General features: G+C 59.1%; 23 protein-coding genes and 1 tRNA gene. 5 read left to right on the top strand and 19 right to left on the bottom strand.

The window, feature by feature from the left end; translation table 11 throughout:
- Window positions 1-77: 77 nt before the first annotated feature.
- From fzlA to ACYBHZ_RS04710, 4 genes are all read right to left on the bottom strand, one after another.
- The gene (gene fzlA, locus ACYBHZ_RS04725; protein WP_460273044.1) at window positions 78-743 is read right to left on the bottom strand and encodes an FtsZ-binding protein FzlA; all 666 of its coding nucleotides are present in this window, start codon (window positions 741-743) and stop codon (window positions 78-80) included.
- Window positions 744-792: 49 nt separating this feature from the next.
- Window positions 793-1512: a monofunctional biosynthetic peptidoglycan transglycosylase gene (gene mtgA / locus ACYBHZ_RS04720; protein ID WP_460273043.1), complete on the bottom strand. Its 720-nt coding sequence runs from the start codon at window positions 1510-1512 to the stop codon at window positions 793-795.
- Window positions 1513-1617: 105 nt separating this feature from the next.
- The gene (gltB, locus tag ACYBHZ_RS04715) at window positions 1618-6153 is read right to left on the bottom strand and encodes a glutamate synthase large subunit (RefSeq protein ID WP_460273042.1); all 4536 of its coding nucleotides are present in this window, start codon (window positions 6151-6153) and stop codon (window positions 1618-1620) included.
- A 129-nt stretch (window positions 6154-6282) separates the two neighbouring features.
- Window positions 6283-7716 carry an NAD(P)-dependent oxidoreductase gene (locus ACYBHZ_RS04710; RefSeq protein WP_460273041.1) on the bottom strand — a complete coding sequence of 478 codons (1434 nt, stop codon included), beginning with the start codon at window positions 7714-7716 and terminating at the stop codon, window positions 6283-6285.
- 237 nt (window positions 7717-7953) lie between these two features.
- Here ACYBHZ_RS04710 and ACYBHZ_RS04705 point away from each other — a divergent pair, with 237 nt between their 5' ends.
- Window positions 7954-8757: an undecaprenyl-diphosphate phosphatase gene (locus tag ACYBHZ_RS04705; protein WP_460273040.1), complete on the top strand. Its 804-nt coding sequence runs from the start codon at window positions 7954-7956 to the stop codon at window positions 8755-8757.
- Window positions 8758-8810: 53 nt separating this feature from the next.
- Here the strand turns inward: ACYBHZ_RS04705 and ACYBHZ_RS04700 are convergent, their stop codons facing one another.
- Window positions 8811-9797, bottom strand: a complete 987-nt coding sequence (locus tag ACYBHZ_RS04700; RefSeq protein WP_460273039.1) for a complex I NDUFA9 subunit family protein — start codon at window positions 9795-9797, stop codon at window positions 8811-8813.
- Window positions 9798-9942: 145 nt separating this feature from the next.
- Here ACYBHZ_RS04700 and ACYBHZ_RS04695 point away from each other — a divergent pair.
- Window positions 9943-10029 (top strand) — tRNA-Leu (locus ACYBHZ_RS04695).
- A gap of 84 nt (window positions 10030-10113) precedes the next feature.
- Here ACYBHZ_RS04695 and ACYBHZ_RS04690 read toward each other — a convergent pair.
- The 4 genes from ACYBHZ_RS04690 to ACYBHZ_RS04675 are packed head-to-tail and all read right to left on the bottom strand — an operon-like array spanning window position 10114 to window position 15203.
- Window positions 10114-12225: a GumC family protein gene (locus tag ACYBHZ_RS04690; protein ID WP_460273038.1), complete on the bottom strand. Its 2112-nt coding sequence runs from the start codon at window positions 12223-12225 to the stop codon at window positions 10114-10116.
- Complete coding sequence (locus tag ACYBHZ_RS04685) at window positions 12203-13063, bottom strand: metallophosphoesterase (RefSeq protein WP_460273037.1); 861 nt, start codon at window positions 13061-13063, stop codon at window positions 12203-12205. Before ACYBHZ_RS04685 ends, ACYBHZ_RS04690 begins: the two co-directional genes overlap by 23 nt.
- On the bottom strand, window positions 13060-14526 hold the full coding sequence (locus ACYBHZ_RS04680) for an O-antigen ligase family protein (protein WP_460273036.1): 1467 nt from the start codon (window positions 14524-14526) through the stop codon (window positions 13060-13062). Before ACYBHZ_RS04680 ends, ACYBHZ_RS04685 begins: the two co-directional genes overlap by 4 nt.
- 5 nt (window positions 14527-14531) lie before the next feature.
- Window positions 14532-15203: a hypothetical protein gene (locus ACYBHZ_RS04675; protein WP_460273035.1), complete on the bottom strand. Its 672-nt coding sequence runs from the start codon at window positions 15201-15203 to the stop codon at window positions 14532-14534.
- Window positions 15204-15382: 179 nt separating this feature from the next.
- Here ACYBHZ_RS04675 and ACYBHZ_RS04670 point away from each other — a divergent pair, with 179 nt between their 5' ends.
- Complete coding sequence (locus tag ACYBHZ_RS04670) at window positions 15383-15847, top strand: hypothetical protein (protein WP_460273034.1); 465 nt, start codon at window positions 15383-15385, stop codon at window positions 15845-15847.
- 47 nt (window positions 15848-15894) lie between these two features.
- Here ACYBHZ_RS04670 and ACYBHZ_RS04665 read toward each other — a convergent pair whose 3' ends face one another.
- Window positions 15895-16335 (bottom strand): hypothetical protein, encoded by a 441-nt coding sequence (locus tag ACYBHZ_RS04665; RefSeq protein ID WP_460273033.1) that lies wholly within the window; start codon window positions 16333-16335, stop codon window positions 15895-15897.
- 268 nt (window positions 16336-16603) lie between these two features.
- Complete coding sequence (locus ACYBHZ_RS04660; RefSeq protein WP_460273032.1) at window positions 16604-17398, bottom strand: glycosyltransferase family 2 protein; 795 nt, start codon at window positions 17396-17398, stop codon at window positions 16604-16606.
- Window positions 17399-17581: 183 nt separating this feature from the next.
- Here ACYBHZ_RS04660 and ACYBHZ_RS04655 point away from each other — a divergent pair, with 183 nt between their 5' ends.
- Window positions 17582-17845 carry a spike base protein, RCAP_Rcc01079 family gene (locus tag ACYBHZ_RS04655; protein WP_460273031.1) on the top strand — a complete coding sequence of 88 codons (264 nt, stop codon included), beginning with the start codon at window positions 17582-17584 and terminating at the stop codon, window positions 17843-17845.
- Window position 17846: 1 nt separating this feature from the next.
- Window positions 17847-18770 (top strand): phage head spike fiber domain-containing protein, encoded by a 924-nt coding sequence (locus ACYBHZ_RS04650; RefSeq protein ID WP_460273030.1) that lies wholly within the window; start codon window positions 17847-17849, stop codon window positions 18768-18770.
- A gap of 5 nt (window positions 18771-18775) precedes the next feature.
- On the opposite strand, the gene ACYBHZ_RS04645 is transcribed toward ACYBHZ_RS04650, so the two are convergent.
- The 8 genes from ACYBHZ_RS04645 to nrdF all read right to left on the bottom strand — a co-directional run bounded on the left by ACYBHZ_RS04645 (window position 18776) and on the right by nrdF (window position 26611).
- Window positions 18776-19609: a glycosyltransferase family protein gene (locus ACYBHZ_RS04645; protein WP_460273029.1), complete on the bottom strand. Its 834-nt coding sequence runs from the start codon at window positions 19607-19609 to the stop codon at window positions 18776-18778.
- Entirely contained in the window at window positions 19606-20880 is a 1275-nt protein-coding gene (locus tag ACYBHZ_RS04640) for an O-antigen polymerase (protein WP_460273028.1), read from the bottom strand. The genes ACYBHZ_RS04645 and ACYBHZ_RS04640 overlap by 4 nt, the downstream gene beginning before the upstream one ends.
- On the bottom strand, window positions 20877-22169 hold the full coding sequence (locus tag ACYBHZ_RS04635; RefSeq protein WP_460273027.1) for a lipopolysaccharide biosynthesis protein: 1293 nt from the start codon (window positions 22167-22169) through the stop codon (window positions 20877-20879). The genes ACYBHZ_RS04640 and ACYBHZ_RS04635 overlap by 4 nt, the downstream gene beginning before the upstream one ends.
- Window positions 22166-23062 carry a glucose-1-phosphate thymidylyltransferase RfbA gene (rfbA, locus tag ACYBHZ_RS04630; protein ID WP_460273026.1) on the bottom strand — a complete coding sequence of 299 codons (897 nt, stop codon included), beginning with the start codon at window positions 23060-23062 and terminating at the stop codon, window positions 22166-22168. The genes ACYBHZ_RS04635 and rfbA overlap by 4 nt, the downstream gene beginning before the upstream one ends.
- Window positions 23059-23910, bottom strand: coding sequence for a dTDP-4-dehydrorhamnose reductase (rfbD, locus tag ACYBHZ_RS04625; RefSeq protein WP_460273025.1), 852 nt, complete (start codon window positions 23908-23910; stop codon window positions 23059-23061). Before rfbD ends, rfbA begins: the two co-directional genes overlap by 4 nt.
- The gene (rfbB, locus tag ACYBHZ_RS04620) at window positions 23907-24956 is read right to left on the bottom strand and encodes a dTDP-glucose 4,6-dehydratase (protein ID WP_460273024.1); all 1050 of its coding nucleotides are present in this window, start codon (window positions 24954-24956) and stop codon (window positions 23907-23909) included. Before rfbB ends, rfbD begins: the two co-directional genes overlap by 4 nt.
- Window positions 24953-25513, bottom strand: coding sequence for a dTDP-4-dehydrorhamnose 3,5-epimerase (gene rfbC, locus ACYBHZ_RS04615; RefSeq protein WP_460273023.1), 561 nt, complete (start codon window positions 25511-25513; stop codon window positions 24953-24955). The genes rfbB and rfbC overlap by 4 nt, the downstream gene beginning before the upstream one ends.
- 126 nt (window positions 25514-25639) lie before the next feature.
- Entirely contained in the window at window positions 25640-26611 is a 972-nt protein-coding gene (gene nrdF, locus ACYBHZ_RS04610; protein ID WP_460273022.1) for a class 1b ribonucleoside-diphosphate reductase subunit beta, read from the bottom strand.
- Between the last annotated feature and the right edge of the window lie 5 nt (window positions 26612-26616).

Genomic DNA, 26616 nt, shown 5'->3' with positions numbered 1-26616 from the left:
CCTTTCTTTTGTCCGGAAATATCCTCGGGGGGAATTGCCCAAAGGGCAAGGGGGGCAGACAGCCCCCAGGATCACACTCAAAAATCGAGATCGGTGTAATGCGCCGGCGGCGGGAAGCCCGACAGCTGGTCCGCGAGAAGCGAGCGGAAGGCCGGGCGCGATTTGATCTTGGCGTACCAATCCTTCACCACATCATGCCGGTTCCAGTCCACGTCCGAAATATAATCGAGCGAGGACAAATGCGCCGCCGCCGTGAAATCCGCCAGCGTCATCGCATCCCCGGCAAGCCAGCGCCGCCGATCCAAAAGCCAGGCCATGTAATCGAGGTGATATTTGATCGCTTTCGAGCCGGATTTGACATTCGCCGCCACCGGGTAGCCGGTCTTCATCAGCTTGCGGTTCACCCGCTCGTACAAAAGCTTCGAGGTGACTTCATTGTGGAACTTGTCATCGAACCAGGCCACCAGACGCCGCACCTCATAGCGCCCTTCCGGATCCTTCGGCATCAGCGCGGGTGTGGGGTAGCGCTCTTCTAGATATTCACAGATCGGCGTGCTCTCCGCGAGGTGCATCTCGTCGATCCTCAGCACCGGCACCTTGCCCGCCGGATTGCGGCGCAGGAAATCGGCATCCTGCTCCCAATAGCGCTCCTCGACAAGTTCGACCTCAAGCTTCTTTTCCGCCAGACACAGGCGCACCTTGCGGCAAAAGGGAGAAAGAGGAACGTGGTATAGGCGGATCATGATATCTACTCGCGGTTTTCTTCTTACTTGCCGCATGCCCAGAGGCAGTTCAATCCTCGAAACAGGATGCGCGCCCATCTCGCGCGATTGTGGCCGCCCCATCAACGATCTGCGCGGCTCTTTGCCGAACAAAGGGACCGGGATGGCCCGCATCACGCGGTTTCGGCGCGGGCAGGATCGCCGCCAAGCGCGCCGCCTGCACATCGGTAAGCTCCTCCGGTCCGACCCCAAAGTAATGCCGGGCGGCGGCTTCGGCCCCGAAGACCCCCGTGTCGAACTCGGCGATATTGAGGTAGACTTCCAAAATCCGCCGTTTGCTCCAAGTCAGCTCCACCACCGGCGTCAGCAGAGCTTCCAGCGCTTTGCGCGGCCAGCTGCGGCCATGCCAAAGGAAGGCATTCTTCACGGTCTGCTGGCTGATCGTGGACGCGCCACGGCGGCTGCCCTCCTCAATGGCGGACCGAATCGCCGACAGATCAAAGCCCCAGTGATTGCAGAAATTGGCGTCCTCGGCGGCAACGACCGAGCGCGCGAGGGCCGGAGACATGCGCTCCATCGGGGTCCATTGGTAATCGACCGCCTCGCCTTGGCGCGCGCTTTCCGCCAGCATGTAAAATGTACCGGGCACGGGGATCACCGAATAGGCAAGAATCCAAAGCACGACGAGCGCACAAAGGACCATCACCCCGCGCAGCACACGCCGTTTCAAACGCCGGAAAAACCCGGTCGTCTTGCTCGATTTCGTCTTCGTCTTACGCGTTTTTGCCATGTCGGTGAGGAACCATGAGGACGATGCTTAGGTCAAGTCTTGGCGGGTTCTGAAAAAGAAAAAGCCCCCGACATTCGGGGGCTTTTTGCTGTATTTGGATCGAAATCACTCGGCCAAGATAGCACCCTGCTCCAAGGTGAGCGGCACCGGCAGGTGAATGAGCATCTCTTTCGGGCAGACCTGGAGGAAGTTGCCTTTCTCCTCGTCCCAATGGTCGAGAATTTCCTTCGCCTTGATCGAGTGCGTCTCTTTGGCGTGACGTTCGATCAGTTCTTTGAGCTGGCTCTCCCAGTGGTCCACGGTGACCGGGCAGGTCACGAGGGTCTCAAGGTTCATCAGATCAAGCGCCTCACCTTTCGGATCGTAGAGATAAGCCATACCGCCCGTCATCCCCGCACCGAAGTTGGCACCGATGGAGCCAAGGATCACGGCGATCCCGCCGGTCATGTACTCACAACCGTTGGAGCCACAGCCCTCGATCACCACGGTCGCGCCGGAGTTCCGGACGCCGAAGCGTTCGCCCGCGCGGCCAGCGGCAAAGAGATAACCGTCGGTTGCGCCGTAGAGCACGGTGTTGCCGATGATCGTGTTCTGATCGGCCACGAGCGGCGAGTGCATCGGCGGACGCACCACAACGGTGCCGCCAGACAGGCCTTTCGCCACATAGTCGTTCGCGTCACCCGAGACTTCGATCTTCAGACCCGGAGCCGCAAAGGCGCCAAGCGACTGACCTGCGGAGCCCGTGAGTTTCACGGTCAGGTGGTCAGGCTGAAGATTGTTGCGCATGCCGAATTTCGACACGATATGCGACGAGGTGCGCGTCCCGATGGTCCGCAGCGTGTTCTGCACCGCGTAGGAGAGCTGCATCTTCTCACCATCGTTGAGGAAGCGTGCCGCATCCGAAACGATTTGAGCGTCCAGCGTATCCGGCACCGCGTTGCGCGGCTTGGAGCGGTCGTAGACGATCCGATCGGAGCCATCAACGGAGATCAGAAGCGGGTTCAGATCGAGATCGTCGAGATGTGCAGAGCCACGCGAAGTCTGGGTCAGAAGATCGGCCCGGCCGATGACTTCGTCCAGAGACCGTGCGCCCAGAGACGCGAGCAGTTCACGCACTTCCTGCGCATAGAAGGTGATCAGGTTCACGACCTTGTCGGCATTGCCGGAGAACTTCTCACGCAGATGCTCGTCTTGGGTACAGACGCCCACCGGGCAGGTGTTCGACTGACACTGACGCACCATGATACAGCCCATCGCGATCAGAGCGGCGGTGCCGATGCCGTATTCCTCGGCCCCCATCATCGCAGCCATAACGATGTCGCGACCCGTGCGCAGACCACCATCCGTGCGGAGCGTCACACGATCCCGCAGGTTGTTCATGGCGAGCACTTGGTGCGCTTCGGTTAGACCCATCTCCCACGGCAGACCCGCGAATTTGATCGAGGTCGCCGGAGACGCGCCCGTGCCACCGTTGTGACCGGAGATCAGGATGATATCCGCTTTCGCCTTTGCCACACCGGCCGCAATCGTGCCGACGCCGGAAGAGGCCACGAGTTTCACCGTGACTTTGGCTTTCGGGTTGATCTGCTTCAGATCGTAGATCAGCTGTGCAAGGTCTTCGATCGAGTAGATGTCGTGGTGCGGCGGCGGCGAGATCAGCGTCACACCTTTCGTCGAGTGACGCAGCTTGGCGATCAGGTCCGTGACCTTCATCCCCGGAAGCTGACCACCCTCGCCCGGTTTCGCACCCTGAGCGACTTTGATCTCAAGCTCTTCACAATGCAGCAGGTATTCGGCGGTGACACCGAAACGGCCAGAGGCCACCTGTTTGATCTTCGCCGAGGCGTTGTCGCCATTGGGTTCCGGCGTGAAATCGTCCGGAGATTCGCCACCTTCGCCCGAATCGGACTTCGCGCCGATACGGTTCATCGCGATGGACAGCGTGCGGTGTGCCTCCGGCGACAGAGCGCCAAGGGACATGCCCGGCGTCACGAAGCGTTTGCGGATCGAGGTGATCGATTCGACTTCTTCGATCGGAACCGGTTTGCCAAGCGGCTTGAGGTCCAGAAGGTCACGCAGGTGGATCGGCGGCATCGACTGCATCTTCGCCGAATACTGTTTCCACATCTCATAGGACGCGCGATCACAGGCCGATTGCAGCATGTGCATCGACTGCGCCCCCCAAGCGTGGGTCTCGCCGGTTTTGCGCGCCTTGTAGAACCCGCCGATCGGCAGCGTGTTCCCGCCAAGCCAGCCCTGTTTGTGGACGGCTTCGAGCTTGTGCTGGATGCCGCCGACACCGATGCCGGAAATCCGCGAGTGCATACCCGGGAAGAACTCGTTCACCATCGCGCGGGACAGGCCCACGGCCTCGAAGTTCAAACCACCGCGATAGGAGGAAATCACCGAAATCCCCATCTTCGCCATGATCTTCAGAAGACCCGCGTCAATCGCCTTGCGGTAACGCGCCACGGCTTCGGTCAGGGTGCAGTCGAGAAGACCGCGCTCGATCCGATCCGCCAGCGAATCTTCGGCAAGGTAAGCGTTCACGATGGTCGCGCCGCAGCCGATCAGAACCGCGAAATAATGCGGGTCGATACATTCAGCGGAACGCACACCCAGCGAACAGAAGGTCCGCAGACCTTTGCGCGTCAGCCAGCTGTGCACAGCCGAGGTCGCAAGGATCATCGGCATCGCGATCTTTTCTTCGTTCTGCTTCTTGTCGCTCAGGATGATGTGACCACCGCCGGAACGCACGGCCTCTTCGGCCTCGGCGCGGATACGATCCAGCCCCTCACGCAGCGCGTTCGGCCCACCATCCACCGGGAAGGTACAATCGATCTCGGTCATCGGCGCGTTGAAATGGCCTTTGAGCGCTTCGAATTGAGCGTTGCCGACGAAGGGGCTTTCCAGCACGAGAATCTCGGTCTGGGAGCTGTCCTCATCGAGCACGTTCTTGAGGTTGCCGAAGCGCGTCTTGAGGCTCATCACGCGGTATTCACGCAGAGAGTCGATCGGCGGGTTGGTCACCTGAGAGAAGTTCTGACGGAAGAAGTGGCTCAGCGGACGGTACTTCTCCGACAGCACGGCGGACGGCGTATCGTCACCCATCGAGGCCAGCGCCTCTTTGCCATCCTCGGCCATCGGCGCGAGAATCTGTTCCAGTTCCTCAATCGTGTAGCCGGCGGCGATCTGACGTTTCTTCAGCTCGGCGCCTTCATAGATCGGCGCTTCATTCAACCCCGCCAGCTCTGCTTCGAGATCGACAATCTTGCCAACCCATTCGCCAAACGGCTGAGCATTCGCCAGACGGTCCTTGATTTCGGTGTCATGGTAGAGCTTGCCCTCGGCCATATCGACGGCAAGGATTTGCCCCGGACCAAGCGCGCCTTTTTCCACCACGGTCGCCTCATCGGTCGGCACCATGCCCACTTCGGACCCCGCGATCACGAGACCGTCGCCCGTCACGACATAGCGCATCGGGCGCAGACCGTTCCGGTCGAGACCGGCACAGACCCAGCGGCCATCGGTCATCGCCAGAGCGGCCGGGCCGTCCCACGGCTCCATCACGGAGTTCACGTAGGAATACATGTCACGCCACGCCTGCGGCAGTTCCTCGGCATTCTTGGACCAAGCTTCCGGCACCAGCATGGTTTTCGCCATCGGAGCGGAACGACCGGCACGCACCAGCACCTCGAACACGGAATCGAGCGCAGCGGAGTCGGAGGAGCCTTGCGGGATGATCGGTTTGATGTCCTCGGCCATGTCGCCGAAGGTCGACGAGGCCATGCGGATCTCGTGCGACTTCATCCAGTTGGTGTTGCCTTTGATCGTGTTGATCTCACCGTTATGCGCCAGCATGCGGAACGGCTGAGCCAGCCACCACTGCGGGAAAGTGTTGGTGGAATAGCGCTGGTGATAGATCGCGAAGGCGGATTCGAAACGCTCGTCTTTCAGGTCCGGATAGAATTCCGCAACCTGCTCGGCCAGCATCATGCCTTTGTAGATGATCGAACGGCAAGACAGCGAACACAGGTACAGATCGCGAATGCCAGCCGCCTGCGCCGCTTTCTCGATGCGGCGGCGGATGACGTACAGCTCGCGCTCGAACGTCTCTTCGTCCACGCCTTTCGAGTTCGACAGAAGGATCTGCTCGATCTCCGGGCGCGTCGCGTTGGCTTTGTCACCGAGAACCGTGGTGTTCACCGGAACGTGGCGCCAGCCGTAGATGTAGTAGCCCATGCGCAGCACTTCGGTTTCCACGATCGTGCGGCAGGTTTCCTGAGCGCCGAAATCGGTGCGCGGCAGGAAGACCTGACCCACGGCGAGAAGTTCGCCGTGACGCGATTCGTGGCCGGTGCGGCGAATCTGGTCGCCGAAGAAGTGGTGCGGGATCTGAACGTGAATGCCCGCGCCATCGCCGGTTTTGCCGTCAGCGTCCACAGCACCACGGTGCCAGATCGCTTTCAGAGCGGAAATGCCGTTCTCGACCACCTTGCGGGACTTCGACCCGTCGACGGAGACCACGAGACCCACACCGCAGGAGGAGTGCTCGTCGTCCTCACGGAAGAGAGAATGCTCCGTCATCCACTGGCGTTTGGCCTCTTCGCGTGCGGCCCAGCTTGCATCAAATTTCGTCATCGTATGAACCCTTCATCTGGTGGGTCAGGACTGCTGTCCTTTTAGAACTCTTGCCTTTCGGAGCGGCGGCTATGTTGCCCGACAGGTGTCCGACACAAGTCCGACAGGATGCCGACGCTCCCTATGATCTCACTCGGCGGCCACCGCGGCGCTCTGATCGAGATAGGCGACCATCGCATCGGCGGCTTCGCGACCATCTCGGATCGCCCAAACCACAAGCGAGGCACCGCGCTGGATGTCGCCACAGGCGTAGACACCTTCGAGGTTGGTCGCGTGGGTGGTGAAGTCCGCCATGACCGTGCCCCAACGGGTGGTCTCAAGCTCTTCGACACCCCAAAGGTTCGGCAGGTCTTCCGGCTCAAAGCCGAGCGCCTTGATCACGAGATCGGCCTCTTCGACATAGTCGGCGCCTTCGATCACTTCGGGAGACTGACGACCGGACGCATCCGGCGCGCCGAGGCGCATCTTCTGCACCATCACACCGGTCACCGGATCGCCGGCAAACCCTTTCGGCGCGGAGAGCCAGACGAATTCGACACCTTCTTCCTCTGCGTTCTGAGTCTCACGCTGCGAGCCCGGCATGTTGGCGCGGTCGCGACGATAGAGACATTTCACAGAGGTCGCACCCTGACGGATCGCGGTGCGCAGGCAGTCCATCGCCGTGTCACCGCCGCCGATCACGACGACTTTCTTGCCAGCCGCATTCAGCTCGCCGCTTTCATACTCTTCAACCTCGTCGCCAAAGGAGAGTTTGTTCGACGCGGTGAGATAATCGATAGCGCGCACGATCCCGGCAGCACCGGAGCCCGGCCCTTTGAGATCACGGGATTTATAGACGCCGGTGGCGATCAGCACGGCATCATGTTTGCCACGGATCGCGTCGAAGGAAATGTCCTCGCCGACGTTGCAGTTGAGCACGAATTCCACGCCCGACTCTTCGAGCTGTTTGACCCGGCGCAGCACGATGTCCTTCTCAAGCTTGAAGCCCGGAATACCGTACATCATCAAGCCGCCAGCACGGTCAGAACGCTCATAAACAGTGACCTTCAGGCCCGCACGGCGCAAACGGTCGGCAGCGGCCAGACCACCCGGACCGGAGCCGATGATGCCAACGCTTTCCTCGCGCTCGACAGCCGGTTTGATCAGCTCAACCCAGCCTTCTTCCCAAGCGGTGTCGGTGATGTATTTCTCGACGGAGCCGATGGTCACCGTGCCGTGACCGGATTGTTCGATCACACAATTGCCTTCGCAGAGACGGTCCTGCGGGCAGATGCGGCCACAGATTTCCGGGAAGGCGTTGGTGGCCTGAGAAATCTCATAGGCTTCCTTCAGGCGCCCGGTCGCGGTGAGACGCAGCCAATCGGGGATGTTGTTGTGCAGCGGGCAGTGGGAGTGGCAATAAGGCACGCCACACTGGGAACAGCGCGATGCCTGCTCCTCGGCCTTTGCTTCCGCAAACTCGCCGTAGATTTCCAGAAAATCGTCTTTACGATCTTCCGCGTCCCGCTTTGTTGGCATGTCCCTGCCTACGGTCACGAATTTGAGCATCGGCTCTTTCGCCATGACACCACATCTCCGAAGGTTGGTAATAGTTATATAGAGTGAGCGCTTCACTATAGGGTCTGCAAGAAAAAGAAAAGTCAGAACTACTTACTTATTTTTCTTTTTTGAGACCAATGCACATGCAAGCTTCGAGAAGAACATCCGATAATAGGTCATAATATACTACCTATTAACGAACTTCTTATTGATTTCAAATGAGTTTATGCTCACTGAAAAAATGATCGCACTGGAAAGCCAATGAGCCTTTTTTATCTTCTCATCGTCGCCATCGTGCAGGGTATCACCGAGTTCCTCCCGATTTCCTCCTCCGGACACCTGATTCTCCTCCCGCTCGTCATGGACACGCAAGACCAGGGACAGGCCATTGACGTCGCCGTTCACGTCGGAACGCTCGGCGCGGTGATCTTCTATTTCTGGTCGGATGTGAAAGTCGGGCTGGCCGGGCTCCCCCGATTGATGACCGGCAAAACCGACACCCCCGGCTCCAAACTTGCCTTCCTTCTGATCGTCGCAACGATCCCGATGATCGTCATCGGATTGGTCCTGAATGTCACCGGCCTGTCGGATGCCATGCGCTCCCCCGTCGTGATCGGCTGGACCATGTTGATCTTCGGCCTCGTGCTGTACTGGTTCGACCAAAAGAGCGTCTCGGACAAAGTCGAAAGCGACTGGAACTTCAAAGACGCGGTCAAACTTGGTCTCTGGCAAGCCATCGCCCTGATCCCCGGCACCTCCCGCTCCGGCATCACCATCACCGGCGCACGCGCGATGGGCTACACCCGCCACGACGCCGCAAAGATCGCCATGCTCATGTCGATCCCGTCAATCCTCGCCTCGGGCATCTTGCTGGGCGCGGAAGTGGTGGGCGAGGCCGATTGGACAATACTGAAATACGCCGCGATCGGCGCCGTCTTCGCTTTTGGTGCAGCCATTCTGGCGCTCAGCCTGATGATGCGACTTTTGAAATCCGTGAGCTTTACGCCCTACGTGATCTACCGCGTGATCCTCGGCGTCGTGCTCTTGGTCATCTCTTACAGCTAAAACAAAAACGCGCCCCGCAAGGGCGCGCTTTCTTCTCAGCTTTTGAGCGAGCCTTAAATCTCGCGCAGGTTCTTTCCGCTTTCGCGCATCTCATTGTATTGACCGCCATCACGGTACACCCACATGTAATCAGGCAGCACCGCCTGAAGCGCCGTCGGCTTGATACCCAGATCCGCAAAGCTTTTCGCATCATCCGATACGACATTGTCCACTTTCAGATTCGCGACCTGATCACGGGTCAGAACGCCGTTGTGGAACAGACCAAGCGTCACGCCCTGCAGCACAGAGAACCCCGTCGCCATCAGGGAGCCAACCCAGAACGGCAGGTTCACAATCGGACGGTTGCGATGAATGACCTTGAGCATATCGCCCATAAGACCTTTGAGCGTGTCCACATCTGGCCCGCCCAGCTCGTAGATACCCGGCTCGGCTTCCCCAAGGACGCCTTTCACCGCCGCCTGCGCCACGTCATCGACATAGACCGGCTGGAATTTGGTGTTTCCGCCCACAAGGGGCAGCACCGCATTCTTCTCCGCCATCTTCCCGAAGCGATTGAAGAACTGATCTTCCGTCCCGAAGATCACCGAGGGGCGCAGAATGATCGCGTTCGGGAAAGCCTCAAGCACCTTCGCTTCGCCAGCGGCTTTGGTGCGGGAATATTTCGACGCGGACTTCGCATCGGCGCCCAAAGCGGACAGCTGAACGAGTTGGCCAATGCCCTCTTCCGCCGCGATCCGTGCGATCCGGCCAGCGCCCTCTTCCTGAACGGCAGCGAAGGAATTCTTGCCGCGCTCGGTCAGAACGCCCACACAGTTCACAACCGCGTCAGCCCCCGCCATCGCCGCGCGCACAGAGGCGTCGTCGCGAATGTTGCAAAACACCGGCTCGACCTGACCGACCGCACCATAGGGTTTGACGTGAAGCGATTCGTTGGGGCGACGTACGGCAACGCGGACACGCCAGCCCTCCTTTGCCATGCGACGAGCGATATAACGCCCGACAAAGCCAGCGCCGCCATAGATGGTGACAAGTTTCGTCATCTGCATCTCCAATGCCAAATTGTCGCGTCCGGTTTAGCTTTTCATGGGGAAATGAACAAGAGAGCAATGCTTTGATGAAAAACCTTCAAAATGTCCGTTGACACCCCCTCCGACTATCTTTAAATCGCGTCCTCACGACATCTGTGCCCAGATGGCGGAATTGGTAGACGCGCCAGCTTCAGGTGCTGGTGTCCGTATGGACGTGGAGGTTCGAGTCCTCTTCTGGGCACCATTATACCCCTAAAATCAATGCTCTAGACTTAGCTTGAATTTACCGGGTGTAATGGTCTTTGTCTGCCAGTCTCTTCCCGACAGCTCAGCTATAGTAAGAATAATAGGAAGATTTGCGCAGCTTGGTCTCATCGAAATTGAGCACCGTCAGGATCGGCGTCCCCTCCTCTTTCACATCATCGAGCTGCGTGAAGGTATCTCTGACATCGCCCTGAGATGTGCTGCCGTATTTGACGATCAGCACGATCGCATCGACCAGCGGCGCGATGTAGCGCGCGTCCACCACAGGCAGGACCGGCGGGGTGTCGATGATCACCACATCCATCGACTGACGAGCGCTTTCAAGCAGCTCGGAAAACGCCGCGCTCTGGAGCAATTGATCCGTCGGCACATCCGCCCGGCTGCGCCCAAGGATGATTCCCGTCCGGGATTTCGGGTCGGCGACATAAAATCCGCGTGCCAGATCGAGCTCTTGCGTGGGATTGCGGAGATATTCCATGAAGCCCGCATCCGGCTCATAGCCGATCTGTTTATGTTGCGCCGGGCTGCGCAGATCCGCGTCGATCAACAAGACAGACTTCCCGGCCTCCGCATAGGTGCGGGCCAAGGCGAGGGAGGCAGAGGATTTCCCCTCTTTCGAATTGGCCGAAGAGACCATGATCACCGTGGAGTTCAACCCCTTGCCGCGCAGGCCAATATCAACATTCGCCCGCAGCCGGCGGATCGCCTCGCTGAAAAATGACATCGGTTCATCTATGACCAGATCAGCCACTGTGATCTGCGCGTCAGACAGGCTCACGCTCGGAATGGCACCGATCACCGGCCCGGTCACCAGATTGCGCAGCTGGCTCAACGCGGTGACGCCGCCGATGAAGAACTCATTGACCACCGCGAGCGACACCCCGGCGGCCAGACCGACCAGCAACGCCAGAATCAGGATCAGCTTGCCATTCGGCGCGCTCGGACGGTTGGGTGGCAAGGCCTGTGACACGATGCGACTGTCGGCGACCTGTACCAAGGCCTGGGCCTCAAGATCGCGCAGCCGCGACAGCAGGTTGGAATACTGACGCTGGGCAATATCCGCCTCTTGCTGAAGCTCGAAAATATCCGCGAGCGTTTCGGGCGAAAGCTCACTCTTTAGAACTTCCGACCGCAAATCCTCTTGAAGCTCGTCCAGCGCATCGCGTTTCTCCGACACTGCAGTTTCCAGAGACCTGAGGGCTGCCTCCGCCCTTTGTTGAAACCGCGTCTCGATCTCAATGAGACCGGCCCGCAGGTTCAAATCTTCGCCCGACCCTTGCGCGACGCCCTGTCGCCGCCGCTCCAAGGTCTGACGCTGCGCGTTAAGTGCGCTCAACCCGTCGTCTGAGAGAGACGAAATCACCTCCTCCCAATTGTTCCCCTCAAGCGCCGCACGCGCCCGCGATACCTGCGCATCGCCCACTTGCGCGCCTTGCCGCAGCTCTTTGAACTCCCTTTGCAACGCCTTGAAACGCTCCGTCCCGACCTCCACAGAGAGGCGGGAAAGATTATCCGTAATGAAGGACGTGAACCGCGCCTCACCCTCGGCCAAACGGGTGCGCGCCGTATCGATCTGCCCCTGAAGCAAATCGCGCGAGGCCAAGACCACCGCGCTTTTCGAGGCGATCTGCTGATCGATATAGGCCTGCGCGATCTCATTGGCGATCCTCGCGGCTCTCTCAGGGGATTCGGACTGAACCGACACGGCAATCACAAAGGTCTGCCCCCGCCGCCGGATTGAAACGGCCTCGCTCAGCTTCTCATAGGTCGAGGCCACGCCCGCCTGCGGATCATGGCCGATCTTATCGCCCAGCCCGAGCAGAACCTTGATCTGATCGAGCCGCGACAACCGCGGGCCGAATTCCGCGTCCTGCATCAAATCAAGACGCTGCATAACATCATAAAGCACCCGGTCAGAGCGCAGAATTTCAACCTCACTCTCGACTTTCAAAGCCTCGGACGCCCCGGACAGGGATTGAAACGGGTCCGTGGTCAGCAAATCCTTTTCCGACGGGTCCACATAGATCAGCGCCGAGGCGGTATAGCTCGGCGTGGCGTTGAAGAGATAAAGCAGCGCCAGAGCCAAAACGATCGCAACGCTCAGCAAGAGCAGCCGAAGCTGCCGCCGCACCATCGTCACCAGCGCGCGCAGATCAAGCGTATCCATATGTGTCATGCGCCCTCCTCCCCTCGCAATCCTGCGTCACGGCTCCTTTCATCGTCTCGGGCCGAGAGACCTGTAGGACGACAGGCGCCTCCCCCGCCACAAGCCGAACCGCCGAAAGGCAACCGGTCCGATAGGCCCCCGTATCAACATTGATCGCGGCATTCGACAGCTCCACATGAGGCACCGGCACATGCCCGTGGATGACGCATTTCGACAGGCTTTTCCCCTGCAAACCGCGCGGATCGCCCCAGAGCAAATCCTCCTTGCTCTGGCCCTCGAAAGCTTTCGCGGCGTTCACCCCGGCATGGGACAAGAACCAGTCGGGCAGGTTCAAGCATATCGGGGTCTCTTCCAGAAAAGCCCGGTGACTTTCCGGCACCTTGGCCGCGAGGGCTCGGCGGAATGCGCTCGACCCAAAATCATAGGTGCCGTTGCCGCCCGGATGGATGCCGTAAGACGCCAAAGTTTGCGCCCCGCCCCAAGACACCCAGTCCCGCGCCATGAGAGGGTTGTGCAGCACCTGAAGAAACATGTCCTCATGGTTGCCGCGCAGGGTGACGCGGGTCACACCCGGCGGAGGCGGTCCAAGCAGATAATCGATCAGTTCCGCAGAGTTCGGCCCGCGATCAATCAGATCGCCCAGCAGGACAAGAAGAACCGGCCCATCACAGCCCGCGGCATCCTCAAGGATTTTCGCCTCAAGCGCTTTATAGAGTTCGAAGTGACCATGAATGTCGCCAACCGCGTAGGTGGCCGCTGGCGTGGATGACAGAGACAGTTTGCGCAGCGGTAGTGTCGCCTGTGGCGAAGCACTCCCTCCGATCAACATGCGTCTCCACCACATCATTGCGGCATCCTCGACGCATCGCGGATTTGGCTAAGCCCCATGGCGACCAGCACCAGTAGAAGCACTGCGTTCGCTTCCATTTCAAAACTGAAATCCAACGTGGAATGCACTGCGGCAAGCGTCAGCGCTCCGATGCCAATGGCAGGCCCCAAAGGCCGCTGCGCCTGACGGCGCGCAAAGCGCACCATCCGAATGCTCGCCATCAACAAAGCCAGCAAGATCGCCGAACCGGCAACAAGGCCAAGTTCGGCCCAAAGCATCAGGTAAGAATTGTGCGACAGGTCCCAGACAAGCTGCGACGACACACGCGCGTCATGCACCAGCGGAAAGGCGATCTGAAACGTGTCGAGACCATAGCCGGTCCAAGGTCGCGTCAGGATCAGCCCCCAGACATTGCGATAGAGATCGAGCCGGGTCTCAATGTCAAAACCGGCCCAAATCACCCGCGCTCCGGTGTCTTGAAACAAAACTGTGCCCACGGCCAAGACAATGACGATCAGCGCAAACCCCAGAGACCGCCCCCTTAAGACCCGCCCCCTCGACATCATAACCAGCGTCGCAAACACGCCCAAACCCGTCGCGAAAAGCCCCATGCGTGACCCGGAAGAAAGCAAAGCCGTCAAGAGGATCGCCACACAGATCAAGAGCCAAACCGCCTCAAGCACGTCTTGCCCCAGCCCGCCCGCGCGAGGGGAGCGCGTCGTCTTTCCCTGTTCATTGAGATGCTGAAAAAAGAGCGCCATTCCGATCACGATCCCAAGCCCCATGAAGCTTGCGAAAGAGTTCCGATTGACGAAAGTCCCCGTGGCCCAGCCGTGATAGGCCGTCTTCTCGATCCCGAAGACCGTGTCTCCAAGCACTGTCAGGAACACCATCGCCAAGACCGCATGCAACGTCAGCCCATAGAACAGGATATTCGCCATTTGACGCACCCGTTTGGGCCGGGTCATCACTTCGAACGCGAGGAGGAAAATGCCCGCATAGCTCATCAGCCGAAGCATCCCGAGCGCTGTTGCCCGTGGCGCGATGGATATCGTGCCCAGTACCCTCTCCGGCGGCATTGCGCCCGCGACAGGCAGGCCGATCGGCAGCATCTGCACAAGCGCCGCCAGCGGCATGATCATCGCGAGAAACAGCACATCAGACACGCGCCCAATTTGCAGCTTTCGCTCCGTTTCCCAAAGGATCAACCGCAGTAGAAAAGCCGACACCAAAATCGCAATGATCGCCCCCCAAAGCGCCCAGAGCACGGGGCGGTTGGACCCGAACGGAATGGGGATCACCAACACCAGCACAGCCACCAAACGCAGGTAAACCGCGTTCGTCGCATTCGGCCCCATCGCAGTCTTGCGCGTTTCCGGGATGAAAGTCTCATCAAAGTGCAACACCTCCCGAGACACATCTTGAGCCGGATTGGTCTCATTTTTGCGCATGCGCACGGGGTGAAGCCTGTCGAAATCCATACGCCTCACGCCCCGTCCAACCGGGCCTTGCGAACCGCGTTGAGAAAACCGCGTTGCGCCGCCATCGGCAGGGTCTCTGCGACAGCCAAAATCACCTCCCGCGTCTCAGGTCTGGACAGGAAAAGCCGTGCCAACCAGCCCTGACCCTCGGTCTCGTGCAGAAGCAATACCAGATCATCCCCAAGGGTCTCAGGCGCCATTTCCCAACGCGGATCAAAGGCCAAAAGGACACGTTTGCGCGCGATCCAGCCCTCATAGGACGACAATTCGGCAGACAGGCTCAGAGCCGCGCGCGCACCGTCCAAGTCCCCGCTCGCAAAAGCCGCACGGGCAATGGAAAACTGCCCCAGCCCCCAGACCGGCACTTGCTCCGCGATCTCTGTCGCATAGCCAAGGCATTGCGCGGCCACCCGATGATAGGACTCTTGGGAAACAACGGCGGACATCGGCGCGATCAGCGCCTCATTGCACATCTCCAAAACCTGCGTCTGCGTCCGGAGCGCCCAAGGTGAAAACGTCAGGCTCTCATTTTGCCGCAGGTACAGAAAAGCATCGTCGCCTGACGCCCGAAGATTGCGAAAGCTTGCATACTCATCCGCGACCACTTTCGCGGAAATACCGCCCGTGAGAACGGCCCCCAAAAGCACCGCAAAACGTACATCTTTCAACAGGTTCAAGCGTACTCCCTCCGCGCTTATGCCGCGTGGATGACGCTCACAGAAAATGGTTAACACACTGTTAATACCAAGCAGGACAACGCCCTCTGGCACAGTCCGCGTGAACCACTTGTTAACCATTTTCCATCACATTGGCGCATATGCAGGCTTAACCGTCACGGCTTTAAACGGCTCAAAGATTGGACAACAACGTCATGAAGAACGGCATTTCTCATGCGGCGCTCGCTGCAATCACGGCAACGGTGTTCACGCTTTCGGCGACACCCCTCTTGGCTCAATCGGTTGATATTGCCGCAGAATGCAGTGCGAATGCGGAAAGCTGTGCCGCGCTTGTACAGGGCCAAATCGATGCCCTGCTCGCCGCTGGCCTGACCGGGGTCGAACTTGATGCCGCGCTCGGTCTAATCGCGTCGCAAGTTTACAGCGTCGCACAAACGGCCCCGCCATCTGTTCACACAAGTCTCGCTGCGGCCATCGAAGTGGCGGCATCTCATGCCACCAGCCCCAGCGTGACCTCCGGCCTGCAACAAGCGGCGGCAACGGTATCGCGTGGCGCAGCGGCCTCCACCCCCGCGACCGCCGTGGGCCTGTCCGAGCCAACGGACACGCCGGACACCTCCGGAACAGCGGCCTCCCCGACCTGACCTTTTCCGTCCCGAAACGACATGATCATGCGGGGCGTTTTGGCCGTTCACCGACACTCCCGAACCCCAAGTTTGATCAACTCGCGCCCGGAGACCTTGATCAATCCAACCGTCGTGAAACGGGCCTCTTTTAGAAACCAATCTTGGATCGCGCGGGGATAATAGGATGCCATCACCCCGGACCAATATTCAAAATCATCGGGCGGCAGGGCCATGCCGTAGAACTGGCTCATCGGTCCATGAAAGCCGAAAGAGACGTTTTTGCTTATGCAGCTGTTCGGCACGCCGAGATACATGGTGCAGGCCGAGTTGCAGTATCCATCGACGATCCGAACCTGCAAACCGGATGCGCGCATGCGTTCGATCTCTCGCACCCTCTCCGCCAATACTCCGCCGGGATCGTTGCGCACCTCAATGACGCGAGACGTTTGCCCCGCGAACGCACCTTGCCCCATGAGCAATGCCGCCAAAACGACCCATAGACGCATTTTTCCTGCGGGAAAAAGCCCAAAGCCTTTTCCCGACCGGTTCTTTCGACACAGTCGCATTATGTCACCCACTCATGTTCTGAACTGGCCTTCGCCAGACGGGCAAGCCCACCTCACCACATGTGAATGAAAGGGTAGAAACGCTAAGAAGATGTTGCCTGAGCGTGCGTTGCAACGACGAAAATCATTCGCATTTAACTCGACATAGAGCGATATCCCGAATGGTGCTTCCGCACTTCTTCGGCTTTCATGATTTCAAGAAGGCCCGTCAGGACATGCGTTTCTGAAGACGACGACGCATCTGAACCATCCCCGCGCGCAGGAACCATTGCGTCAGATAGCGCGACGCGGTCACGGCGTTCATGCCGAGGCACTCGCGGTAAAACTGCCATTGGTAGGAGATATTCCCGAACTTGTTCCCCGAAATCGAATCCGAGCGTACGCGATAGGCGTTGGTGATCTCATCAAAAAGATAGGAGCGCCCAGCGCGTTTCGTCGCCTCAAGAAACAGACCAAAATCCTGCCGCTTCCGAATGAGCGGAAAGTAGAGTTTCCCAAGCTGGCTGACATCAAAGACATAGCTCGACGTTCGGATCTGATTTTGGGGCAAGAGCTGTTTGTAGCTCAGTGATTTTGCGATCTCGCCGCAGTCGCCGAAAACTTTCCCGGCCTCGTCGATCAGAGAATATCGCGTGTAACAGCTCGCGAGTCCCCTTTCCTTCATGAAGGCGATCTGTCTCTCGATCTTGGTCGGGAACCAGAGATCGTCACTGTCGAGAAAGGCGATGAACCGCCCCGTCGCGGCGGAGATGCCCACATTTCGCGCGGCCCCCGCCCCGCCGTTCTCCGGCTGTTCGATCAAGCGCACTCTTGGATCGTCGAGCGCATTGACGATGGAAACCGTGTGATCCGTCGAGCCATCATCGACCACGATGATTTCAAGCGACGGATAGGTTTGCTCACAGGCCGAGCGCAGGGTCTCCTTGATATAGGGGGCGGAATTGAAGGTCGGAATAATGACCGACACGAGATCAGACACAAGATCAGACTTGAAATCAGACATGGGGCATCATCCCGCGTTTTGAGGGCCGCATTCTAGGGATGCCATGCAAATCATGAACGAACCCTTAACGCACACACCGATAGGTTAACCAAAATTTCCGAGGTCATGGGCGAATACTGTCCGTGGATTTTCGCATGTCCCGCGAATCCGCACCTGTTTCAAATCGAGAGCAAGGAGTTGGGGATGACCTCACCATTCAACAGCCGCGCCACTGCATTGAGCGATCCGAAGCGCGACATCATGCCCGTGACACCCGACGACAACACAGACCTGAGCAAAACCGCCGTCGCCCTCTACATTGAAACGGGCGGCGATCTGGCGTTCATCTCTGCGGCGGGGCAAACGCGCTCTTTGAAAGTGCCGGACTTCGCCATTCTGCCAGTCGGCGCCAACCGCGTTCTTGCCACCGGCACGACCGCCTCCGGCATTCATATGTTGGTCGATTGACATGATCGGCTCCGGTGTCTCCCTCGTTCAAACCGCAATGCGTCCCAAACCGCAGCTTTCCTTCGAGTTTCTGAGCGAAAACCTTCCGCCATGGATCGCCTTTTCCCGTGGCAGCGAGGCGAGCCGGTTCGATGCCTCAGGCGCGCTCACCATCGCCGCTCAAGATGTGCCCCGGATCACCCATGACCCGAGCACCGGCGCGCTGCGCGGGCTGTTGATCGAGGATACGACCGGCAACCTTTTGACCCACGCCCGCACCGATCTCGCCAATGGCTGGAGTGAAGGTGGCACCAGTTCCACGTCCCTTGCCCTCGCGGCCCTCGGTCAGTTTGACGGGGTGAGCGTGGCGACCGAGGGAGCTGGCTGGGCGCGCCTTCTGCACAGTGCGCAGCCCGCAGTGACAAGCGGCACGCTCTATAGCTTCACGCTGTTGTATCGCAGCGGAACCAGCGGCCGCATTCGAGGCATTTTCCGAAGCTCCGCAGGCGACGAGACCCGTTTCGCCGGGGAAATCGGCGACAGCATCGGCGTTTCAAGTTCGGCGGCGGGCGGCATGACCATCGATGACGACACCTTGCTTTTCGATGGCGTCACCCGCAAATTGAGCCTGAGTTTCACGCCATCCTTCACAGGCACCCTATCCATCGGGATCGGACCGGACAGCGCGACGGTGGGAGAGACCATCATCTTACTCGGGGCGCAGTTGGAGGAAGGCGCGGAAACGTCTCTGATCTTGAGCGATGGCACGCCCGGGACCCGCACCGCGGACAGCGTGGCGCTCACCGGTCTCGCGGATAGTTATGACATCACAGCGCGCTATGGCGATGACACATCGGAAAGCTTCCTCGCGCAATCCGTCGCGGAGGGATATTGGCCGCCTCTCTCGCAGAACACGCTGAAATCCCTCACCCTGAAGGCTGTGTGACCGGCCTAGCGCAAACGCGGCAGGACGGCTTTATGCGCCTCATGGAGATAGCGGACAATGCGCCGCGATGGGATCGCGCCCATCGCGCCGTGATTGTCATGGGCATAGCTCAGGCGCGGCTCGTAAATAACTTTCAACCCGGCGTCGCGGCAGTTCGCGCCGACGGTGATCTCCTCGCAAAAGAGAAAGGCGGGGTGCTCGAACCCTGTGGTTTTTTCGAAATACGCGCGCGTCAGGATCATGAGTGCGCCATGCGGGGCAAAAATCGCATGCGGGACCTCCGTCACGCCACGCGAAAATCCCAACATCCGCTTGAGATCCGCCCCGAGACGATGGGTAAGCGCCAAGGGATAGGACGAGAAGATCGTCACCAACCTGCTGTATTTCGCGCGGCTGGGCGCTTTGACGTAGTGAAGCTGCGCTTTCATCGCACCGTCCGGATGGGTCAAGCGCGGCGCAATTGCACCGACACCGTCATGTTCAGTTCGCAAGGCGCTCAGCACCGCCAGAAGCTCCGCCGCATCATAGTGCAGATCGGTGTTTGAAATCGCGATGTAGTCGCAGTCCTTCAACCCCAGCAGAGAGCGCATCGCGAAATGCGCGGCACCGGCGTAGCCGAGGTTTTCCGGTTCCGCGATCAAGGTCGTGACATTAGGATGCGTCTCGAACGCAGCTAAAGCCGCGTGATCTGTCTGCGCATGGGGCGTGTTGTCCACGATAATGAAGCGCAGCCCCTCCGGCCCCTCCGCACTCTGCGTGGCCAGAAACGCCTTCATCGCGTCATAGGCATGGTAGAGCACGAAAATGATCGCAAAAGAGGGGGGCGTCGGAGGCGTCAAACCACACCCTCCCCGCTTTTCACAGACATGGCATCGGGCGCGCTGCCGAAACAGCATTTGACCAAGATCGGGAAGACGAGAAGCGCGACGATATTCGCGGTAAACGCCCAAAAACTCACGACGAAAGCGAAGGCCATGAAGCCCATGATCGCGACATAGGCGGACATGGCGAAAAAAGGTCCAATCCGGCGCAAGGCCTTGAGCGACAGCCCTCCCAAAACGCCGAGGACAAACATGAACACACCGGACCCGATCCAGCCGAAATCGAGATAGAGCCCCCGGAACACGGTGAAGATATTCGCGGCCTCCGAAGAGGTCAGATTGTGGTACTCTCCATAACCGCCAACGACCCGTTTCTCGATCCCGAGCTGATCGAAAATCCCCATCCATGTGTAGGAGCCTGGCACACGGTCCCAGATGTCGCCGCTCGGATCATCGAACCAGAGCGAAAACCCCGGCAGGCTGCCCCAAGGCCAGCGCCGCAGATGCGACCAGACCTCGGACGCGCTGCGGTTAGACTCCTCGCCAAATCGCAGAACCTGAAAGAGAAAGAACATGACCGCGACACTCAGGACGCCCAACACGGCATATGTGAGCATCTGCGGCGTGAACATGTCGGGCAGACGGTTGTCCCCGCTCCGCAGATAGAGCGCATAGACAACCGGGAAAATCATCAGCAGGATCATGAACAGGATCGGCGCGCGGGTCGTGATCAGCATATTCGCAGCGATGAAAATCGCGATGGGGATCAAATAGCGGATCACGATCTTACGCTGATCGACGAAATAGAGCGACACGGCCATCGCATAGGCCAGAAACAGCGCATTCGAGACGTTGTAAACAATCGGAAAACGCAGCCCCGTCGTGTACCGCTCATAGGTCGCGGCCTGCGCCGCACGCATGATCCCGATCGGAGAGGCAAGATCGGGGAGCCGCACACCGATGACCTTGAGCGTCACGGCAAAGGAAAAGATGGAGAAGATCAGGCCGAAATAGAAAAGGAATTTGGGCCGGACCAATTGGACGTCGAACGCGTTCGCGGAGGCCCCCTCCCCAAGCATGGTCCCGAACACTGTCCCGAAGCTCACCAAAAGCGTCATGATGACCAGATAGATATTGGCCTGTAGCGACATGTAATAGTCCGGCGCCATGGTGAGCGTACCAAAGGCGGAGATCCACATGCTCAAGGCCAGCAAAGCACCGGGGGACCACCAGCTCCGCTCAATGAGCCGGGCGAAAAGGGCTGTCAGGGTCCAGAGAAAAAGGATCATTCCTCAGTACCTCGCCGTGCCGCAAGAAAGGGCAAGATGACGATCTGCGTGTTGCGCGAAAGCCAGACGACCTGCCAAGTATATTGAAGCGCAAAAGCGAGCACCGTGCCAACCGCGATATAGATCGGCCCATATTTGAACAGGAGCGCACCGCAGAGAAGCTGGCACAAGATGGCGGCACTGAGCGAAAAAATGACAATGCGGTTGCGCCCGGTCATCTTGAGGATTTCATCGCTGAGGCCGCCGAAAGCTTCGCCCAGGGTGCCGAACATCAAGACGATCAGAACCGGAACCGCCGCCTCATATTGCGCGCCGAGCAAGAAGGGCACGACGGTGCTTCCGAGTGTCAAAAGAAAGACCAATCCCGCCACGGGCGGCAGCGCGGACAGTTTGGACACAGCGCGATTGAGGGCGGCGATATCCTCGAACCGCCCGGCGGAATTGGCTGCAACGATCTCCCCCCGCATCGAAAACCGCAGCGACGCGACGACCGATGTCACGGCCACGGTCAAGCGCGAGGCGGCGGCATAGATCGCGGCGGAGTCGGGGGATTGGAAGTAGCCCAGAAGCCAGACCGGAATCCAAGGCAATGACGCCTGCATGAGCCGCGACATCATCATCGGCATGCCGGAACGCATCACGTCTGATAGCTCGGTGAAAAGATCGGCCCGTGCGATCTCGGGGGACTCCTCGCTCAAGCGCCATCCCGTTCGAAGTGCAATCACGCCAGCGAAAAGCAAAGCCGCATTCGCCGCCCCGGCGGCAAATGACATCACGGTCATCAGGCTTGGGGCGTCCATGAACACCAGCGCGGGGACCAAGGTGAGAGCATACATGATGTTGATCGAGGAATAGGCATAAAACGTCGCGAGCACGGGGCGGCCCGCCCCCACGAGAACCTGCGCGAATAAAAAAGTTCCCGCAGAGCCGAACCACCAAAGGGCGATCACAGGCCTGAAGCCGTCCGGCAAACGCGCGACTTCGACTCCGATCACCCCGATCACGGAAGCGATCCCAACATTGACAAGCAAGGTTACGGGAAGCGCCCCGCGCAGCAGCGCGCGAAGGCGGGAGATGTCCCCGGAGGCGCGCGCCTCGTTCATCGCTTTCACACATCCGTCGGGAATGCCGAGACCCGACAGGGTGAAAGCGACGGCAATGATCCCGAAGACGGAGAAATACTGACCGGCCAGAGAAAGAGGAAGATTTTGCGCCACAGCAAGGACAACGGCGAACTGGATGCCGATGGAAATATAGCGAAGCAGAATGCTTGTGGCGGCGATCTTCATGAAGGCGGGGATGTCCTCTTCGCTTGGATCAGGCTTTGCAGGTAGCGCCCGTAATCAGTCTTTTTAAACGTCTCCGCATGTTCCTGCATTTTGGCCTCGTCAATCCAGCCTTGGCTATAGGCGATCTCTTCGGGGCAGCCCGATTGCATGCCTTGTCGCATCGACAGGGTACGCACGAAATTCCCGGCGTCGAGCAAAGAGCCATGCGTGCCGGTATCAAGCCAAGCATAGCCACGCCCCATTCGTTCAACGGACAGTGTACCATCTTTGAGGTAGCTTTCCAAAAGGGTGACGATCTCAAGCTCGCCGCGCGCCGAAGGTTTGACCTCTTTGGCGCGCGCCGGGGCTTCGCCATCGAGGAAATAGAGCCCCGTCACGGCGTAGTTCGACGGCGGAACCTCGGGTTTCTCGATGATCTCTTCCACCGTTCCATCCGGGTCGAACCGCACGACGCCATAGCGTTCCGGATCGGCGACATGGTAGCCGAAGACTGTACCGCCCACGGATTTGGCATCGGCCGCAGCAAGCATTTCCGGCAGGCCGTGACCAAAGAAGATGTTGTCGCCCAGCACCATCGCCGAGGGCGCGCCGTCGAGAAAGTCTTCTGCCAAAAGATAGGCCTGCGCCAGACCGTCCGGCGAAGGCTGAACGATGTAGGTCAGCGACAGGCCCCATTGCGAACCATCACCCAGAAGGCGTTTGAACTGGGCCTGATCGTCCGGTGTCGTGATCACCGCGATCTCGCGAATGCCGCTCAGCATCAGCACAGACACCGGATAATAAATCATCGGCTTGTCATAGATCGGCATGAGCTGTTTCGAGACCGCCATGGTCAGAGGGTAAAGCCGCGTGCCGGAGCCACCGGCGAGAATGATGCCTTTGCGCTCGGTCATGCTGTGGGCTCCAGTTCTTTCAAAACCTCGGCGAGGCTGGTTTTCCAGTCGGGGCGCTTGATCCCGAATGTCGCCTCTGTCGCACTGCAATCCAGACGGCTGTTGTAGGGGCGTTCGGCGGGCATCGGATACTCCGAGGCCGGGATGTCCTCGACGGTCATGGCGTCGCCGGATTGCGCAAAAATCTCGCGTGCAAACGCGGCCCAGCTGACATCGGGCGCGCCGGAGAAATGGTAGGTTCCGGCCTTGTTCGGGTCGATTTCGAGTTGCTTGGCGATCTCGACACAGGCTTTCGCAATATCGCGCGCCGCCGTGGGGCCGCCGATCTGGTCGGACACCACGGTCAGCTTGTCCCGGCTCTGAGCCAGTCGCAGCATGGTCTTGACGAAATTCCCGCCATGGGCGGAGAACACCCAGCTCGTCCGCAGGATCACGAACCGCCCACCCGCTTCGCGCACGCCGTTTTCGCCTTCAAGCTTGGTCTCGCCATAGACGCCCAGCGGTCCGGTGGGAGCGTCGGGGGTGAAAGGAGTCTCCCCGGCGCCATCGAACACGTAATCCGTGGAGATATGAACAAAGGGAATGTCGAGATCAGCGCAGCATTCCGCCATCTCGGTCGGGGCCGCGGCATTGACCAATGTGGCCGCCAAGCCATCTTCCTCGGCCTTGTCCACCGCCGTGTAAGCCGCCGCGTTGATCACGGCCTCCGGTTTCAGCGCGCGGATGATCCGGCCACAGACCAGCGGGTCGGTCAAATCGGCCTCATCGCGCCCGAGAAAGCGGGCCTCCGGCAACAGAGAGCGAAGCTCGCTCGCGACCTGACCGGTTTTTCCAAAGACGAGGATCATGCCTTTACTCCCAAACGCTCACCCACACCGTGCCGATCCTGTAACGCGCGCCACCAGGTCTCGTTGTCCAGATACCACGCCACGGTTTTCTCCAAACCCTCTTCGACCGTCACCGAAGGGCTCCATCCCAGCTCATCGCGGATACGCGACGGGTTGATCGCATAGCGCGCGTCGTGCCCCGGACGATCCGTGACGAAGGTGATCTGATCCGCATAATTTCCGCTGGATTTGGGTCTTTTTTCATCCAGAATGGCGCAGAGCATCTCCACCAGTTCAAGGTTGGAAAGCTCATTTTCGCCACCGACATTGTAGCTACGCCCCAGCGCGCCTTTTTCCGCCACAAGCAATAAGGCGTCCGCATGATCCTCGACATAGAGCCAATCGCGAATGTTCGAACCATCGCCATAGATCGGCAGGGGTTTGCCCGCCAAAGCATTGAGAATGATCACCGGGATCAGTTTTTCGGGGAAATGGAAGGGGCCGTAATTGTTGGAGCAATTCGTCAGAACGACCGGCAACCCGTAGGTCTCATGCCAAGCGCGCACCAGATGGTCGGAGCTGGCTTTCGACGCGGAATAGGGCGAGCGCGGGTCGTAAGGCGTGTCTTCCGTGAACTTGATCGCCGGGTCATTGGGGAGCGAGCCGAACACCTCATCGGTCGAGATGTGGTGGAACCGGAAGCTCTCCGGCTTGCCGCTTTCCACCCAATATTTGCGTGCCGCTTCCAGCATGTTGAACGTGCCGGTGATGTTGGTCTCGATGAAATCCCCCGGCCCGTCGATGGAACGGTCCACATGGCTTTCCGCCGCCAGATGCATCACCACATCAGGGCGATGCTTGGAAAAAACAGTGTCTAATCCGGCCCGATCACGAATATCGACCTGTTCGAACGCATAGAGCGGGCTCTCCGCGACAGAGGCCACATTGTCGAGGCAGGCCGCATAGGTCAGCGCATCGACATTCACCACCTCATGCCCGCGCGACACCGCGAGACGCACCACGGCAGAGCCAATGAACCCTGCGCCGCCTGTCACCAGAAGTTTCATAGGCTGTCCTTTGTGAAAGGCGTTTTGAAATCCGCGAAGCTCTGGGCTTTCTCGTCTTTCTCGGAAATGATCGGCGTGATGCCTTCAAGCGGCCAGCCGATGCCGCAGCTGTCCCATTTCACGGCACCGTCGCACTCGGGCGCGTAATAGTCGGTGCATTTGTAGATGATTTCGCTGTCCGGCTCCAAAGTCATGAACCCGTGCAGGAACCCGGCGGGGATCCAAAGCTGTTTGCCATTCTCAAAGGAAAGCTCCGCGCCGACCCATTGGCCGTAGGTCTCGGACCCCTCGCGCACATCGACCGCGACGTCGAAAATCCGACCCTTGCCGCAGCGCACCAATTTGCCCTGCGCATGGGGCGGACTTTGAAAATGCAGGCCCCGCACCGTGCCAACCTCGCGCGACAGCGAATGATTGTCCTGAACGAACTCAGGCAGATCAAGCCCGGCCTCTTCGAGTTTTTTCTTGTTCCAGCTTTCCGAGAAAAATCCCCGATGATCGCCAAAACGCGGGGGCGAGATAAAATAAACGCCGTCTAACGCTGTCGAAGAAATCATATCTACCTGTCTTACTTGTCCGGATTACTCTCCGACATAAGTGCAGAATTCCGACGGTAGCCGCAACATTTCCCTCGGGAAAAGCGCGCATGTGGCGCCCGCTTTACACGGACGCCACATAAAATTTTAGAAATCCCAGTCTTCGTCTTCCGTCGCGACCGCCTTGCCGATCACGTAGGAAGAACCGGAGCCGGAGAAGAAGTCATGGTTTTCGCTATCGGGCGACAGGGCCGCGAGGATGGCGGGGTTCACTTCGGACACTTCCGGCGGGAAAAGCGCCTCAAAACCGAGGTTTTGCAAGGCTTTGTTGGCGTTGTAATGCAGGAAGACTTTGACGTCTTCCGTCAGCCCGATCCCGTCGTAAAGCTCTTCGGTATACTGGTTCTCGATCTCGTAAAGCTCGAACAGCAGACCATAGGCATAGTCTTTCAGCGCCTGTTGTTCCGCTTCCGGCAGTTTTTCGATGCCGCGCTGGAATTTGTAGCCGATGTAATAACCATGCACCGCCTCGTCGCGGATGATCAGACGGATCAGGTCGGCGGTGTTGGTCAGTTTCGCGCGCGAAGACCAGTACATCGGCAGATAGAAGCCAGAGTAGAACAGGAAGCTTTCGAGGAACACCGAGGCGATCTTGCGTTTCAGCGGATCGTTGCCCGGCGCGTAGGTTTCCAGAATGGCTTTCGCCTTGGCCTGAAGATGCGGGTTTTCTTCGGACCAACGGAACGCCTCATCCACCTCTTTCATCGAGCAAAGCGTCGAGAAAATTGAGGAATAAGAGCGCGCATGCACGGCTTCCATGAAGGCGACGTTGGTGAGCACGGCTTCCTCATGCGGCGTCACCGCATCGGGCATCAGAGCCGGCGCGCCGACGGTGTTCTGGATCGTGTCCAGAAGCGTGAGCCCCGTGAACACACGGATGGTCAGGCGCTGCTCCTCTTCGGTCAGGGTAGACCAGCTCGGGATGTCGTTCGACAGCGGCACTTTTTCCGGCAGCCAGAAGTTCACGGTCAGACGGTTCCAGACCTCAAGGTCCTTGTCGTCCTGAACCCGGTTCCAGTTGATCGCACGCGGGATGCGGATATCGGTCATATCTTTCATAACTC

It is taken from the genome of Celeribacter sp. ULVN23_4, assembly GCF_054788345.1.
The sequence above is the reverse complement of the archived record's forward strand: the minus strand, read 5'-3'. Positions and strand labels throughout refer to the sequence as shown.

What these genes read in the sequence shown, in the direction of transcription:
- fzlA (WP_460273044.1), bottom strand. Translation starts at nt 743, where the DNA reads ATGATCCGCCTATACCACGTTCCTCTTTCTCCCTTTTGCCGCAAGGTG.
- mtgA (WP_460273043.1), bottom strand. Translation starts at nt 1,512, where the DNA reads ATGGCAAAAACGCGTAAGACGAAGACGAAATCGAGCAAGACGACCGGG.
- gltB (WP_460273042.1), bottom strand. Translation starts at nt 6,153, where the DNA reads ATGACGAAATTTGATGCAAGCTGGGCCGCACGCGAAGAGGCCAAACGC.
- ACYBHZ_RS04710 (WP_460273041.1), bottom strand. Translation starts at nt 7,716, where the DNA reads ATGGCGAAAGAGCCGATGCTCAAATTCGTGACCGTAGGCAGGGACATG.
- ACYBHZ_RS04705 (WP_460273040.1), top strand. Translation starts at nt 7,954, where the DNA reads ATGAGCCTTTTTTATCTTCTCATCGTCGCCATCGTGCAGGGTATCACC.
- ACYBHZ_RS04700 (WP_460273039.1), bottom strand. Translation starts at nt 9,797, where the DNA reads ATGACGAAACTTGTCACCATCTATGGCGGCGCTGGCTTTGTCGGGCGT.
- ACYBHZ_RS04690 (WP_460273038.1), bottom strand. Translation starts at nt 12,225, where the DNA reads ATGACACATATGGATACGCTTGATCTGCGCGCGCTGGTGACGATGGTG.
- ACYBHZ_RS04685 (WP_460273037.1), bottom strand. Translation starts at nt 13,063, where the DNA reads ATGATGTGGTGGAGACGCATGTTGATCGGAGGGAGTGCTTCGCCACAG.
- ACYBHZ_RS04680 (WP_460273036.1), bottom strand. Translation starts at nt 14,526, where the DNA reads ATGGATTTCGACAGGCTTCACCCCGTGCGCATGCGCAAAAATGAGACC.
- ACYBHZ_RS04665 (WP_460273033.1), bottom strand. Translation starts at nt 16,335, where the DNA reads ATGCGTCTATGGGTCGTTTTGGCGGCATTGCTCATGGGGCAAGGTGCG.
- ACYBHZ_RS04660 (WP_460273032.1), bottom strand. Translation starts at nt 17,398, where the DNA reads ATGTCTGATTTCAAGTCTGATCTTGTGTCTGATCTCGTGTCGGTCATT.
- ACYBHZ_RS04655 (WP_460273031.1), top strand. Translation starts at nt 17,582, where the DNA reads ATGACCTCACCATTCAACAGCCGCGCCACTGCATTGAGCGATCCGAAG.
- ACYBHZ_RS04650 (WP_460273030.1), top strand. Translation starts at nt 17,847, where the DNA reads ATGATCGGCTCCGGTGTCTCCCTCGTTCAAACCGCAATGCGTCCCAAA.
- ACYBHZ_RS04640 (WP_460273028.1), bottom strand. Translation starts at nt 20,880, where the DNA reads ATGATCCTTTTTCTCTGGACCCTGACAGCCCTTTTCGCCCGGCTCATT.
- ACYBHZ_RS04635 (WP_460273027.1), bottom strand. Translation starts at nt 22,169, where the DNA reads ATGAAGATCGCCGCCACAAGCATTCTGCTTCGCTATATTTCCATCGGC.
- rfbA (WP_460273026.1), bottom strand. Translation starts at nt 23,062, where the DNA reads ATGACCGAGCGCAAAGGCATCATTCTCGCCGGTGGCTCCGGCACGCGG.
- rfbD (WP_460273025.1), bottom strand. Translation starts at nt 23,910, where the DNA reads ATGATCCTCGTCTTTGGAAAAACCGGTCAGGTCGCGAGCGAGCTTCGC.
- rfbB (WP_460273024.1), bottom strand. Translation starts at nt 24,956, where the DNA reads ATGAAACTTCTGGTGACAGGCGGCGCAGGGTTCATTGGCTCTGCCGTG.
- rfbC (WP_460273023.1), bottom strand. Translation starts at nt 25,513, where the DNA reads ATGATTTCTTCGACAGCGTTAGACGGCGTTTATTTTATCTCGCCCCCG.
- nrdF (WP_460273022.1), bottom strand. Translation starts at nt 26,611, where the DNA reads ATGAAAGATATGACCGATATCCGCATCCCGCGTGCGATCAACTGGAAC.